This is a genomic window from Pseudomonadota bacterium (genome assembly GCA_018823285.1).
GTDB lineage: Bacteria > Desulfobacterota > Desulfobulbia > Desulfobulbales > JAGXFP01 > JAHJIQ01.
On the sequence record JAHJIQ010000041.1, the window covers coordinates 1 to 14,380 of the forward strand.

A 14,380-nucleotide genomic window follows, 5' to 3' on the forward strand; every position below is an offset into this window, starting at 1 on the left:
ACAGTTGTTGCTGCTGTTGAGATGAGCGCTGCCCTTGCCCGGGGCGGTTGTGTTGTTGTGACACGACCCGCAGGCGCCGCTGACCTCCAGATGGTCGGTATTGGCCGGGATCCAGCCGGTGGTGGTGTGGCAGGTGTCACATGTGTTGCTGCTGGCGATATGGCCATTGTTCTTGCCCGGGGCCGAGGTTCCGTTGTGGCAGGAAGCGCAGGGGGCGGTGATGACCGAATGGTCGACTCCGGCCGGGATCCAGCCGCTGGTGGTATGACATAGATCGCATTCGCTCGCGGTCTGGAGATGGGTCTGCGGTTTGCCGATGATCGACTGGCCGTTGTGGCAGCTCGCACACCTGCCGGTGATTTCCAGATGGTCCACGGTTACCGCCGGTACCCAGGCGACACTGTTATGACAGCTGTCGCAGTTGTTGCTGCTGTTGAGATGAGCGCTGCCCTTGCCGGGTGCGTATACATTGTTGTGACAGCTTGCACAATCGCCGATGATTTCGTTGTGATCAACTCTCGATAGAAAATTCCAGGCGCGGGTTACATGACACGCTGCGCAGTGATCGCTGCTCCGGATGTGGGTCTGCCCCTTGCCGACGGCAGTCTGGCCGTTATGGCAGCCGGCGCAGACGCCGTTGACTTCATTGTGGTCCACCTGTGAAACCGGTTTCCAGGCTCGGGTCACATGACATGCTTCGCAGTTTGTGGTGGTGGTGGGATGGCCCGGCGTTTTCCCCGCGGTTGACCCGCCGTTGTGGCAGGTGGCGCATGCGGCCGCTGATGAGTGGTCCCATGTTGCCGGTATCCAGCCATTTGAAGTATGGCAGTTTTCGCAGGTGTTGCCGGAGGGGATATGACCGCCATGTTTGCCGGGAAACCTTAGCCCATTGTGGCAGTCAGCACAGCCGCTGCCGGTGGTGGCGTGATCAAAGCGCACCGCAATCCAGTTGTTGACCCCGTGACAATCTTCGCAATTGTTGCCGGAGGGGATGTGGGCGCCGTCCTTGCCGGGAATTTTTACTCCGTCATGGCATTTTACACAGCTGCCGGATGCTTCAGTCGCGTGACTGAATCGGATGGTGCCATTCCAGCTTAAGTCCGAATGACATTCGCCGCATTCGGTAGTGGTCGGGATATGATTTGCCGTTTTGGTGGACGCGGAAACCTCGCTGCCCTGGCTGTGACACTGGTTGCACCGTTTGGGGGTTCCCAGGAAAATGCCGCGGACATGGCATTGTTCACATTTAATTCTGCCGTGCGCCCCGGAAAGTTCATATCCTGACAGGAGAAGGTGGTCAAATTCAAAGTCGGACTGGCCCGCAGCACTTGCCACGGAAGTATTCCAGGCAATCGTGAAAAGCAGTGAAAGAATAACCGCCGCCGGTGGTATGATCCCGGTAAATGTGCCTGCCTCTCTATCCAATCCTTTTAATTTCATGATCGACCGGGTTTCCGTTGAATCAATACATATGGACGGCAACCACGTGCAGGGTTCCGACGAAAATCAGCATGAAAAACAATGACCCGTGCAACAGATACCATTGGCCGGAAAGTCTTTCGTAGAATGAAAACTCAACTATTTCAAGAATGGCCCGCATATGTTCCTTGATGATTTTTTTGTTGGATTTGTGCTGCCATTTCAGCTCGCTTGCCGGCCAGCCCCCTCTCTTGGCCACCACTTTGAGTCCCCGCTTTAAACCGCGGGTAAGAATGAAATAATTCAGGCGGCTCTTGATGCCGATGGTCATGATGCGAAGAACGCTCTCCAGTACACTGTGCGGGGGGGCAAGCACATGTTCTTCAAAATCCAGCAGCCTGCGTTTCAGTTTTGGTGCGTAATCAAAGATATGTTTGATGCTGGTTCTGTTGGCCTCGGTTTTTTCCTGCAGTTCCTGTAATGACACTTTTCTGCCATACAGCCGGTAATGTACTTTCGTGTAGATGAACATATGGAAAAATCCACTCGCCGCAACCAGGAGAGTTATCGACAGGGCCACAATACTGTTGAGGGAGCCGCCTGAGAAATTGGCATGAAACAGGATCAATGCAGGTCCAAGGGTTCCTAATACTATATGGAGGTTAAACCATAACTTGACCGGCCCGAAAATCTTCTGCAAAGGGAATTTTTTCCTGAGAGGATAAAGGAGTAGCATCAACATCATTATGCCGCCGATGATGCCCAGGTTGTATCCGATCCCGGATTCGGGGGTGAAATAGTTCTCGTCCTTCAGAAACCACCCGAAACCGAGAACAACCACCACGCAGCAGAAGAAGGTGAGAAGCGAATACCTTAAAATGGGTGCCGCCTGCATAAAGGTATAATCAACCTTCTTCCGCCCTTCTCCTGCAAAATAAGGATCGGTCTCTTCCGATATCCTGATCTTTCTGGTCGGCGCCAGGATGGAGGCGACGACATTGGCGGCAGGGGTGGCGGGATCTTCGCTGCGGGGTTTTGCGGTGCTTACTGCTGTGGGGATTACTGTGCGGGCATTGGTATGCGCAGCAGTTTTATGAAGATCAAGGGCCAGATTCCCCTGGAAATCAGCTGATTGACCCTCCGCATCAACACCCGCTTTTCCCGTGGTTCTCGACTTCTCCGTGATAGACAGTGGGATCGTGATCATTATTCAATGTCCGGAATGTGGATAAAATTTGTCCCGGAGATCAGGCCTTGGCTAAACCCGATTCCCCGGGACAGTGTACTTCTGCTGAGGGGCAGCAGGTCGGATGCGCGGATCCGACTTTCTGTTCACTCATAAAGCAAGGGTCATGCCATAAAGTGGCGAATCTGCCTATCTTGCCGATTTATCGACTGTATTGATTGTGCTGGGTGGGGATGAGGGTGCAGCTGGAGAAAAAAGTGACTGGATTTTACTACACATTGCAGTGGGGGGGATGGGAGGTGATGGCTGGTTTCTGACGGAGATTCAGGAAGATACAGGTTGTGTATGGATTTTGCTACACCAGGGTATCATTTATATTCGTCCGTGGTAACCCCATGTTTTTTCATGAGATTGTACAGGTCTGCCCGGTATTTTCCGGCAAGTGTTGCGGCTTTGCTCACATTGCCGCGGGTGGTTTTCAGAAGGTCCACGAGATACTCCTTTTCGAATTTGTTGCGAGCGTCCTGAAATGGAGTCAGAGCATTTCCATCACTCTCTGCGGGCAGGATGAATTCTTCCCCGATTTTTTCGGTGTCGGCCATGGTCATTGCATATTCTATAGTGTTTTCCAGTTCTCTGACATTACCGGGCCAATCATGCAGCATAAGTTTCTGCATTGCCGCCGGGGTGAGGGAAAGGCCGGTTTTTGCCATCCGTTGTGAAAATTTATTGATGAAAAATCCGGCCAGAAGCGGGATGTCCTCTTTTCTTTCTTTTAAAGAGGGGAGCTCAATGGGGATCACATGTATCCGGTAAAAGAGATCTTCGCGGAACCGACCTTTTTCAACCTCTTCCTTGAGGTTTTTGTTGGTGGCAACAATAACCCTGACATCAACAGGCACGGTTTCTTCACTGCCGAGAGGCTGGATCGTCCGTTCCTGCAGAACTCGCAAAAGTTTGGCCTGGAGTGAGAGAGGCATGTCGCCGATTTCATCAAGAAAAAGGGTGCCGTGATCCGCACGGGCAAAGAGGCCGAGGCTCTTTTTTACGGCGCCGGTGAAGGCACCTTTTGCATGCCCGAAAAGCTCGCTTTCAAGTAATGACTCCGGGATAGCGGCGCAGTTGATAGCCATAAAGGGTTGGTCTTTGCGAGGGCTGGAAAGATGGAGGGCTTTGGCGATCAGTTCCTTGCCGGTGCCGCTGGCGCCGTAGATCGCGACATTGGAATCGGTCGCGGCGATCCGGATGACCAGCTCCAGAACATGCTGCATCGATTCACTTCTCGCAATGATATTGCTGAAGTCGTATTTCTCTCCGATAAACTCCCGCAGCCTGTGGATCTCATCATTCAGCTGATTCTGTGCAGTAGCTCTTTTGAGTTGGAGCAGCAACTCCCGGGAATCAAAAGGTTTGGTGAGATACGTGAAGGCCCCCCGGGACATCGCATCGACCGCACTTTCAATGCTGCCGTGTGCCGTCAGAATGATCACCGGCAGGTCGGGTTGTTTCCGGTGGATTTCCTCCATCAGGGTGATTCCGTCCTGATTGACCAGCTGCAGATCTATCACCGCGGCGGAGAATCTGTTCTCCAGGATCAGTTCCCTGGCCAGATCCTCATTCGAGGCTGGGGTGACAGCGTAGTCGGAGGCCTCAAGCCGGATCTGTATCAGTTCCAGCAGGTTGCGGTCATCGTCAACGACAAGTATCTTTTGTTGCTCCATGTACTTTACTTACCTGTTCAACTGCTTCTTCTGCTGTTCGATATCCATGTCAATCTGCTGCATTTTCTCGATGATCAGGAAAAGACCGGTCCACACCCTGGCCTCTTCCGCCAGGGAGGTTTCAGGGAATTTCCGGATCAATTCCTCAAAATAACCTCGGGACTTTACAAAATCTTTTGCCGGGTTGTCTATATGGGCATAGACGAGACCAAGATTGTACAGGGCCGCTGCTGTCGGGGAATCTTCGGTAGATTGCTCAAGAATGTCGATATTGCGAGCTATCGCCTTTTCAAAACGCTGTTCATCAGGTGTCGCCGTGGTCCAGGAGAAGGGATTCGGCCCTTCATCTGCAATGGGCTTCGGTTCACTTTTCAGTACCTCGAAATGTTCATAAAGACTGAGATAGGTTTTGGCCTCCCAGGTCAGAGGAGAATCAGGGAAATTCCGGACAAGTTTCTCGAAATAGTATTTGGACAACCCGTAATCCTTTCCCTTGAATGCGTGATGGGCATAGGTTTCTCCCAATGCATACAAGGCTACATCCGCCGGTGATTTTGTCTCGCTCTCTTTGAGGATCCTGTTTCCCTGGAGGATCACGGTTTCAAAGAAACCCATTTCCAGCGCATATCTATGGTGTGCCAGTTGCCTTTGGGGGCTCATGGTGTCTGCTATCCGGACCTTCTTTGCCGGAATACATGACTGCAAACCGACGCAGATGACTATGCCGGTAACGAAATATAAAAAGTGCTCCCTGATCCTTCCTGACTGGTAGCCCACGCTTTTCCTCCATGCGCAAGAATTATTTGCCTGACGGTAGCCAGCCCCAGGCCGGTTCCCTTGATACTTTCTCCGGTGGCTGGAATGACCTGCTGGAACTTTATGAAGATCCGTTCAAGTTCAGCGGCGGGAATGCCAGGCCCGGTATCGGTGACGGAAAATTGTACATATTCATCAGCAACCTCGGCGCCGATCTTGATCTCTCCGTGTTGCGGCGTAAACTTCAGGGCATTGCCGATCAGGTTGCGAAAAACCTGTTTTATCCTTTCCTGATCTACATTCAGCCGGGGAAGATTGCTGACCGTGTTGGAAATGGTGATTGATTTTGCCTCTGCGAGAGGCATCAGCGTCGACAGGGATTCCTTGACCAGAGCCGCCATGTCGGTCGCTGTATAATTGTAATCCAGCATTCCGGCTTCCATTTTTGCAAGGTCAAGGAGAGCGTTGACCATCTGGATCAGGCGTTCGCTTTCATGGGCGATGATGCCAAGGATTTTCTGTTGCCGTTCCGGCGATTTTGCGCCATGACCTTCAATAAGAAGATGTGTCCCCTGCTGAATGGAAGTGAGCGGTGTCCTGAGTTCATGAGACATGTGGGAAAAGAAATCCGACTTGATTGTGTCGATCGCCTGCAGCTTATGACACATGTCGTTGATTGAGACCGCCAGCTCGTGAATTGCCGGCGGGGAAGTGATATGAAGATCCCCGGCAAAATTCCCCATGGAGATCTCTTTGGTTTTTGCCTTCATAATGTTCAGAGGAGTGATGATGCTTCTGGTAATGATCACCGCGATCAGTAGCCCGGTCAGCAGAGAGATTGTCGTAATTATAACTGCAATCGTGCTGACATTGATACTTTCTTCGCGCAGATTATTGATTTTACGAAAAACACCGGACTCGCTTTCGTTTCTGATTTGAGCGAGTCTGCTGATCAGTGCATTGGCGGTTTTTTTCTTTTCATCCTCATAATATTCAGTCGGATAGGGTTCAGCGGAGAGGATTAGGGACTTTTCCGTCTCGATCAGTTGACTGAAGATTGTGTGTTTTAATTCGATCTCGTTCAGTGATTCTTTGCTTGTGATGGAAAATGTTTCTACCTGGGCCTTTTTGAGCAGGGTGGTGAAGTCTGTTTTCGCCTGCAGATAGTTTTCGTATAATTTGACATCCTTTAATACCACGAATTTGCGATCGTAACGGCTTTCGGCCAGCAGGAGGTCCGAGAGTTTGTCGGAGATTTCCATGATCACGGTGTCATCATGGATGATTGATTCCATGAGTTGGTTAAACCGGTTGAGATGACTGATGAAAAAAAGGCTCACCCCGGCGAACATGCTGAAGAGAAGCAGGTAGCTTGTTGCCAGTCGAGTAAAGATCGAGAATCTCATGGATTTGTACCGGTCAATTGCGATCACCAGAAAATTTCATCGGAATTGTTCTTAAATATAACCTCCATTCTGCAGATGGCAAGGAGCGAGACGTTTTGCCAACAGGATCAAAATGCGGAGAAGGGTATGCTGTAACAAGCCAGGTGCCGATGACTGTGAGCGATTCTTTCCTGTCGGAACCAACTCCGGTGGATGCAGATAATTTTGGAGACGCCGGGAGGTGGAAGAATGAGCAATTGCTTTCGCAAATCCTTGCCTTGTGGTCATTCCTGGGTACTTTATCCGTAATAAAATACTTTGACTTGGGGTTCCTTTATTTTTCATACTGTCTTGAGGGATGTCTGAACATTACTATTTGAAGGAGATGAACGTCATGAACATGAAGGATGTCAAGGAGAAGGCAAAAGTTCTGGGAGTCAACCCCGGAAAGATGAAAAAAACAGACCTGATCAAAACCATTCAGATGAAAGAGGGCTATGATGCCTGCTATGGCTCGGGAAACAAGAGCTGTTCCCAGATGGAATGCTGTTTCAGAAGTGAGTGTATCACGCATTGATGGTCAGGAACCGGAATAAAATCCAGGCTGCGGGTTTTGTATAATATCCTGTTGCGGTTTTGTTTCTGTTGGCAGTCTTCAGAAAAGGACTTGCGTAATCCGTAAGTCCTTTTCTCATTGAAACGGGCGGCGGCAGAGAGTGAACTTGACCTGTTCCTGGCTGAGGAGAGTGTTGTTGTTCAGGTTCAGCCGTTTATTGCGACATGTTGCTGGTTTTCATTTCGGGATGATGCTAAGATGCGGAGGAATTTGCATATCGAACCTGATTTGACAACAAAATTTCAAACAGCTTAGTGGAGGGAATGCTCATGCCTGGCAGTGTATACCAGATGGTGGAGTTTGTCGGAACAAGCAAGGTGTCATGGGAAGATGCAGCCAAAAATGCGATAATCCAGGCCCGGAAGAGCCACAGTGATATGCGGGTTGCCACAGTAAAGGAACTCGATATGACCATTGAAGGGGAGATGGTCGCGACCTACCGGACCAAGGTCAGCATTTCGTTCAAATATCATGTTTGAACGTGCCTTACGAAACCCAGTTTGTGATTCGAGATGTGGGTCATTCCTGCTGAGGGAGCCTTGTCGTTTGGTCTGACAGGGGTTTTCTCCGGTCGTGGGAATCAGTACCGGTCTCAAATTCCTGGTCGCAGCATGGATGGGTGTCGAATGCCTGTCCCCTGGAGTTGGGTCCAGGGAGAAAAATGCAGTCGTTTGTTAAAAAAATATATTATATATGCGGTAAAAGAAAATGATCCATATGATATTCATGCTTCGGGGGGAGTTATGGAACAGAAATGTCATGAGTTCTTCAGATGTACCCGTACGGGATGTCCCATGTTCAGCGAGAAAGAGACTAGAAACTGCTGGGAGGTCGCCGACACTTTCAATCATTGCCGGAACAATACCGGCAGGCAGGTTTCGGTAAAAGAAAAGGAAGAGTTCTGCGCCAATTGTCTTTATTTCACCTATCGCCGGAAGGTGGCATCTCAGGATGGGGCCGAAATCAGGTTTCCGAGCCGCTCCAAAGTCGTTCAGTCGGAAATGGCGCCGGGTAAGATATAGTTCGGGGATGATCCCCGATTTTTTCGAAATTCCCTTCTCTCCAGTCTGCCAAACGAAATGATGCCTCTTTATGTCCGCAAAAATCCCTGCAGCATTGAGCATGCAAAGCGATTAGTTGAACACCGCTTGTGTGCTGATTAGTTAGCTCTCTCCGTTAGTAAGGGATCGCGCGGACCAGCCTTAATCCTTCGATAGTAGGATCTGCTCACACCAGAATGACCGGGAGCTGTTTGAGAGATAAATGCCGTTCTTGTCGAAGGGGGCAGCTTGGCTTTGATGTCTGGGGCAGTGAATATGCACGCAGAGATGTCGTCCAAACCACCATTCAATATTTGACACGATTACCCAAGCAGGACATGAGGTGAGTGCAGGTGCCGTAAGGATCCCGCCGTAACTCAAAGTTCCTCGCTGTCGCTTATTGCCGCGAGGAGTTTCAATTTCCAGTGATTTCCCCAACCCGTTGATTTGCTTCCCCGATGTATTTCAGTGATATCAAGATCTGGTAATTGAGCGAACTGGATCAGAAGGTGGGTCGTACTGGTGGGCCGGCTTAAAATAATACTGTTGCCCATTGCGAGAATCCAACGAAACTTTTGTGTCTGATGTCTATGTAACTTGCTGCTTTTCTAGGAAAAAATAAATTATGCGGCGCTTGTTTTTTTTGTTGCAATTCCCATTGCCAATCACTATTATGGGCTCATAGTGGTTTGAAAGGGTTTCATAGTGGATGAAATTCCTTAAGTTTCTGTGGAGGTTTTCTATTGAGCAGTTGCTTATTCATCGGCACGCACAGCGCGGTTCTGGACGAGAAGTCCAGAATGGTGATGCCTGCTGGGTTCAGGAAGGACAATAGTCCGGAAATCCTTGACGGTGACTTTTATTTCACTCCCCACGAGAATGGTTTCATTATCGTCAGGCCCTCGGTGGTGTGGGAGAAATATCAGCAGACGATCATGAGTTCCGAGGATCTCAGCGGTTCCCAGAAACGGCAGTTTATCCGATTGTTGTGTAATAACAGTGTGAAGGCCAAGCTGGACACCCAGTACAGAATAGTGCTCAACCAGACTCTTCGCCGATTCCTGCCCTTTGAAAACGACGAGCCCCGGCAGAAAATGCTGGTTGTCGGTTCGGGCGAGGAGCTTGAATTGTGGCCGGCCGACAGGTATCGGGGCGAGACGGACTCCACCCAGGAACTTTCCCGGTTTATTAACGGTTTCGACGGACGGTAAGCTATGTTGACCAGACACATTATCATTACCTCGCTTGATATTGGCTCGACAAACACCACGGCAGTTATTGCCGGGGTCGACGGGCATGGTCAGGTTGAGCTTCTGGGGCATGGTTGCTGTCCGACCGTAGGATATAGTGATGATACAATCACTGATGTCATGGAGTTGGGAGCGATGATCGGCAGGTGTGTCGGCGCGGCTGAAGAGATGGCTGAGATGAATTCCGGTTCCCTGGTGGCCTCGGTGGGTGGTGAGCATGTGAGAATAATGCAGGGCAGGGGCGGGATCCCGCTGCATCAGGCCGGAGATGGTCACAAGGGGGTGCTGGTGAACCGGCAGGACCTGAAAAAGGCCCTGGAAAATGCCGGGACCATTCCTCTGCCTTCGGCACTGCAATCAATTCACGTCCTTCCCCTGGTGTATTATGTTGACGGCCAGAAGGTGAAGGATCCGGTTGGCTTGAGCGGCACCAGGATAGATGTTGATGTGATGATTGTCGCGGCAAAGCAATCATTCCTGCGGTCGGTGATGAAGGCGGCAGAGACTGGCGGATACAGAATCAGAAAGTTCTGTTACCGGCCGCTTGCAACTTCACGAGCGGTGTTGAGCGAAGATGAAATGGATCAGGGTGCCTGCATGTTTGATATTGGCGGCCGTCATACGGATGTGGCGCTGTTCAAGGATGGAAGGCTGCTCTCAACCTCGACCCTGATGCTCGGCGGAGAGGATTTCACAGCTGATACCATCGTTCATCTGGAAGTGAATCGTGATGAGGCTGAAAATATTAAATTCAGATATGGGAATTGCGAAACAGAAAATTGTGACCAGGGTGAGTTTCAGATTGCCCGCCCAACTTCGGATGGATCGCTATGGAAATCTGTCCGCCGGAAGGATCTGGGTCGGGTGGTTATGCAGCCCAGGGCCGAAGAAATACTTGAGGAATCGATGTTCGCCTTGGGTCTGGGGAGCGCAGCGAATATCATGCCGGTTTGTGGTGTGTTGACCGGTGGAGGGTCAAAGCTTGCAGGGCTCAGAGGGCTTGCGATCAAGATGCTCCCGTTCCCGGTGATTGCCGATGAACTCATCGGGGTGGACACCCTTGAAGGGACTGCTCCGGGAGCCGAACATGCAACGGCCCTGGGGCTCGCGCTTTTTGATATGGAGCAGAGGCTGAACCGTCGGGAAGAGGTTAAGGATAATCCTGTGTCGAGAATGTTCAACAGGGTCTTGAAGAAGATCCATACGGTGATGTGATGTTTACAGAAATCGACAGTGTTGAAGAGAGAGTTGAGCAGGTAGTGATGCCGGCAAGACCTGAATCGTTGTTTTCGGTATCGGAAAATGAGGCGAGAATCAGGATTGTTGCCATGGGAATAGGCGGCATGGGCCAGAATGCCATGGAGAATCTGGCCGTGGAAAGTGTCGAGGGGCTGGAAATCTATTCAGTGAACACGGATATGCAGGCTTTGAGCAAGTGCCGGGGCAGCCAGGCCGTCCAGATCGGGAAAAAAAGAACCTGTGGCAGGGGAGCGGGAGGGGACAGTGAGATCGGTCGATTGTCGGCAGAGGATGATGTTGAGTCCCTGAAGAATATCCTGAGTGGTGCTGAACTTGTCTTTATTGCGGCCGGAATGGGTGGTGGAACCGGCACCGGAGCGGCGCCGGTGATCGGCAGAATCTGCCGGGAAATGGGAATAATGACCATTGCTGTCGTAACAACCCCGATGAATTATGAGGGGGTGCGAAGAATGGAGAAGGCCAGATCGGGACTTGCAGCCATCCGCAGAACGGTCGATTCTTTAATGGTGATAGAAAATGAAAAGCTGGCGTTGGTAATGAATAATGAGGATATCTCGATTATCAATGCCTTCAAAAAGGCGGATGGTGTTCTGGTCGATGGGATAAAGTCGGTTTCCAGAATGATCAACCTCCATGGGTATATAAATCTCGATCTTGCAGACCTGATCAATGTGGTCAGAAGGCCGGGGACAGAAATCTGTGGGGATATCCTGATCGGTGTCGGTGAGGCCCGAGGTGAAGACCGGGCCAGTCGGGCAGCCATGAACGCACTTGATAATCCGCTCCTTGCCAAATCGGACATCGATGGGTCGGTAAACCTTCTGGTCAATGTTGCGGGCAGTGAAAATATGGGGCTGCAGGAGGCTTTGGCGGCTGTAAAAATAATTGAGGAAAAAGCCGGCAACAATGATCGTGAAATATTCATGGGGGTCGTTGCCGACAATTCACTTGGCGACAGTCTGTGTGTGACGGTTATCGCCAACGGATTAGGTGACTTGAAAGAAAAAGTAAAGATGCCGGTGCAGATCAGCACAAAAGTTACAAAATCTGAAGTGAAACCTGTTCTGCAACAAAATGCGGGATCTTTCGGAAGAGCTGCTGACAGAAAACCCTTTCAGGAAATATCGCGGGATCAACGAAAGAGAGATGTTCCGGCATTTGATCGGAATGTTGTGGAGAGTTCTATAAGTCATCACCGGGCAATCACTTCGGCGGATGATATGTTAGCTCAAAAGGAAGATGCTGAAGGGGGCTTCGCATTCATCAAGAATGACTTGAGGGAGCGTCCTGGTCATAAGTTCGGCCATGAGGACAGTGATTTTTCAGATCAGAAACCGGTGACCCGTGAGCAGTATAAAGGATATGAAAAAAAGGACCTTTTCAATGGTGAAGATGAATACGGCATGTCACCTCTGATTATCAAGGATGTGTGGAGAACTCCCGCCGGTTTGCGGCGGGAGTTATGCTGCCCCGCTCCGGAAGAAACAAAAATTGTAGAGTTTGGCAAGCGGGAAAAAGAAAACTGGCGGAGCAGGGTTCTGAAAGAAAATGATGACCGGCAGGTCTCCCTGCTTGACCAGAGGTTCCAGGCTGCCTGCTCCTGATACAAGTCTCCTTCCTGGCTGCGGGTCATTCTCCCGATAGCACCGGCCCGCAGCCAGGCCTTACCCCCCACAGATCTTTCAGGCCAAAAATCGGCCGGGATAATGAATAGAAAATACTCCGGAAAACATGTTGTCAGGGAATCAGAAAACGGGTTGATCATCAACCGAAAGTGGTTTGATCTGAAGGCCGTCTCCGTCGCTATTGCCGGCGGCTGTTATGCGTATATCTCGATCAGACTCCTTTTTTCATTCAGTGTAATGAATGAAAACACCTTTGTGTTGATTACCGTCTATGTGATTTCTGCGTCTCTGCTTGCCTATATGTTGGTCGGGTCATGGCTGAACAGCAGCAGAATCCGGCTTGATCATGAGTTGCTGGAAATCGAACAATGGCCGATACCTTTTCCAGGAACCAGCAAGATCCCCGCAACTGAAATTTCTTATCTCTATGTCAGAAACAACATGGGCGTACCGAGCATGCGAAAAAAGGTGGGTTATTCGATCCATGCCCTTACTCATGGTGGAAGGGACATGGTCATTATAGCCGGTATGGATTCGCCGCGACAGGCATCGAGAATTAAAAGCGCTATCGCAAAATTTTTGAAACTTGTCGATATTCCTTCACCGATATGTGAACATGCAAAGCAAAAGGCATTCCCGGGAACACATCGCGAAGAGTGTCAATCCGTTTAATTTCATCAAGTCTTTCGTTATTAAGTAAATGGGGAATCAATGCCTGGAGATGGGGGCGAGCGCAGAAGCCTGATACGGACAGTATTCAGCAGAAGGATGTTGATCTGTGTTTTTAACGGCATTTCAGCAGGAATGCCGCTTTTTTTTGTTTATCATCTGATCCCTGCATGGTTGCGAAGTGAGCAGGTGGATTTAAAAACCATCGGTCTGTTTTCACTGGTTGGAATCCCGTATACCTGGAAGTTCATCTGGTCACCATTGATGGATCGTTTTGTTCCGCCCTTTCTGGGGAGAAGACGTGGCTGGATGCTGATCACCCAGATTGCCTTGCTCCTGACCATGACCACCATCGGCTTTGCTGATCCGCAACAGAAAATCCTGTTCATCGCCATGCTCGCCTTCATCGTCGCATTTTTTTCAGCGAGCCAGGATATAGTTCTTGATGCTTATCGACGCGAACTTCTTCCCGACAATGAACTCGGACTCGGGAATTCAATGTATGTCAATGGGTATCGGGCCGCTGTGTTTATTCCAGGCGGTCTTGGGCTGATTCTGGCTGATCATCTTTTATGGGAACAGGTGTTCATGGTCATTGGTTCATTCATGGTCATCGGGATCATCAAAACCCTGCTTATAAAGGAAATAGCAGTATCTGTTTCACCTCCCCGGTCATTGTGTGAGGCGGTCGTCAAACCATTCAGTGAGTTTTTTGGCAGGGAAGGTGGCGCAGGTCAGGGGGTTTTGATTCTCGCATTTCTTTTTCTGTACAAGATCGGTGATAATATGGCGACGGCACTTTCAACACCGTTCTATCTCGACATGGGCTTTTCCATGACGGTCATCGGGACCATGGTCAAGCTGATAAACTTCTGGGCCATGATCATCGGTTCGTTTATAGGTGGCGTGGTCATCTATAAAACCGGGATTAACAGAAGTCTCTGGCTTTTCGGGGTGGTTCAGATGGTATCTATTCTGGGGTTTGCGGTTCTATCTGAAAGCGGAGCCAATGTGACGATCCTTGGCTTTGTGATCGGTTTTGAATATCTGGGGGTCGGTCTCGGGACGGCCGCTCTGGTTGCTTTCATGTCAAGAACGACCAGCATGAATTTTACGGCGACTCAGTTTGCGCTGTTTTCGAGTCTTATTGCTTTGCCGCGAACATTTGCTAACGCATCGACAGGCTTTCTGATTGAAGGTGTCGGAAAGGATGATGGAATCTATTACTCCCTGCTCGGGGCATGGGATGGGCTCGGCTATACAGGATTTTTTATTTTTTGTACAATTTGTGCCGTCCCGGGAATGATATTACTCAAATGGGTGGCTCCATGGAATGAACAGCGGCAGGTGTATTGATTGATGTATTTTGGAAATATGCAGAATGAAATTATTGCAGTAGGTACTTCAACAATAGAAAAACAGTACTATTCAATGAAGTGAAGTTGATTTTGGA

The 14,380-nt window shown here is 50.0% G+C and carries 13 protein-coding genes; 8 read left to right on the forward strand and 5 right to left on the reverse strand.

Annotated features, from left to right (window positions below):
* From KKG35_09715 to KKG35_09735, 5 genes are all read right to left on the reverse strand, one after another.
* The coding region (locus tag KKG35_09715) for a cytochrome C (GenBank protein ID MBU1738404.1) at positions 1–1,440 on the reverse strand (1,440 nt) is incomplete at its 3' end.
* A gap of 22 nt (positions 1,441–1,462) precedes the next feature.
* A complete protein-coding gene (locus KKG35_09720; GenBank protein MBU1738405.1) occupies positions 1,463–2,626 on the reverse strand; it encodes a hypothetical protein in 1,164 nt (387 codons plus the stop codon).
* 347 nt (positions 2,627–2,973) lie between these two features.
* Complete coding sequence (locus KKG35_09725) at positions 2,974–4,326, reverse strand: sigma-54 dependent transcriptional regulator (GenBank protein MBU1738406.1); 1,353 nt, start codon at positions 4,324–4,326, stop codon at positions 2,974–2,976.
* A 9-nt stretch (positions 4,327–4,335) separates the two neighbouring features.
* A complete protein-coding gene (locus tag KKG35_09730) occupies positions 4,336–4,986 on the reverse strand; it encodes a tetratricopeptide repeat protein (GenBank protein MBU1738407.1) in 651 nt (216 codons plus the stop codon).
* 59 nt (positions 4,987–5,045) lie between these two features.
* Complete coding sequence (locus KKG35_09735; protein MBU1738408.1) at positions 5,046–6,488, reverse strand: HAMP domain-containing histidine kinase; 1,443 nt, start codon at positions 6,486–6,488, stop codon at positions 5,046–5,048.
* Positions 6,489–6,861: 373 nt separating this feature from the next.
* On the opposite strand from KKG35_09735, the gene KKG35_09740 reads away from it, so the two are divergent.
* From KKG35_09740 to KKG35_09775, 8 genes are all read left to right on the forward strand, one after another.
* Positions 6,862–7,044 (forward strand): SAP domain-containing protein, encoded by a 183-nt coding sequence (locus KKG35_09740; protein MBU1738409.1) that lies wholly within the window; start codon positions 6,862–6,864, stop codon positions 7,042–7,044.
* 308 nt (positions 7,045–7,352) lie between these two features.
* Entirely contained in the window at positions 7,353–7,562 is a 210-nt protein-coding gene (locus KKG35_09745; protein MBU1738410.1) for a dodecin family protein, read from the forward strand.
* A 315-nt stretch (positions 7,563–7,877) separates the two neighbouring features.
* A complete protein-coding gene (locus tag KKG35_09750) occupies positions 7,878–8,105 on the forward strand; it encodes a hypothetical protein (protein MBU1738411.1) in 228 nt (75 codons plus the stop codon).
* 761 nt (positions 8,106–8,866) lie between these two features.
* Entirely contained in the window at positions 8,867–9,334 is a 468-nt protein-coding gene (locus tag KKG35_09755) for a hypothetical protein (protein ID MBU1738412.1), read from the forward strand.
* Between the two features lie 3 nt (positions 9,335–9,337).
* Positions 9,338–10,588 (forward strand): cell division protein FtsA, encoded by a 1,251-nt coding sequence (gene ftsA / locus KKG35_09760; protein MBU1738413.1) that lies wholly within the window; start codon positions 9,338–9,340, stop codon positions 10,586–10,588.
* A complete protein-coding gene (gene ftsZ, locus KKG35_09765; GenBank protein MBU1738414.1) occupies positions 10,588–12,237 on the forward strand; it encodes a cell division protein FtsZ in 1,650 nt (549 codons plus the stop codon). The genes ftsA and ftsZ overlap by 1 nt, the downstream gene beginning before the upstream one ends.
* A 102-nt stretch (positions 12,238–12,339) precedes the next feature.
* Positions 12,340–12,930 (forward strand): hypothetical protein, encoded by a 591-nt coding sequence (locus KKG35_09770; GenBank protein MBU1738415.1) that lies wholly within the window; start codon positions 12,340–12,342, stop codon positions 12,928–12,930.
* A 39-nt stretch (positions 12,931–12,969) separates the two neighbouring features.
* Entirely contained in the window at positions 12,970–14,283 is a 1,314-nt protein-coding gene (locus KKG35_09775; GenBank protein ID MBU1738416.1) for an AmpG family muropeptide MFS transporter, read from the forward strand.
* The last annotated feature ends 97 nt before the right edge of the window (positions 14,284–14,380 follow it).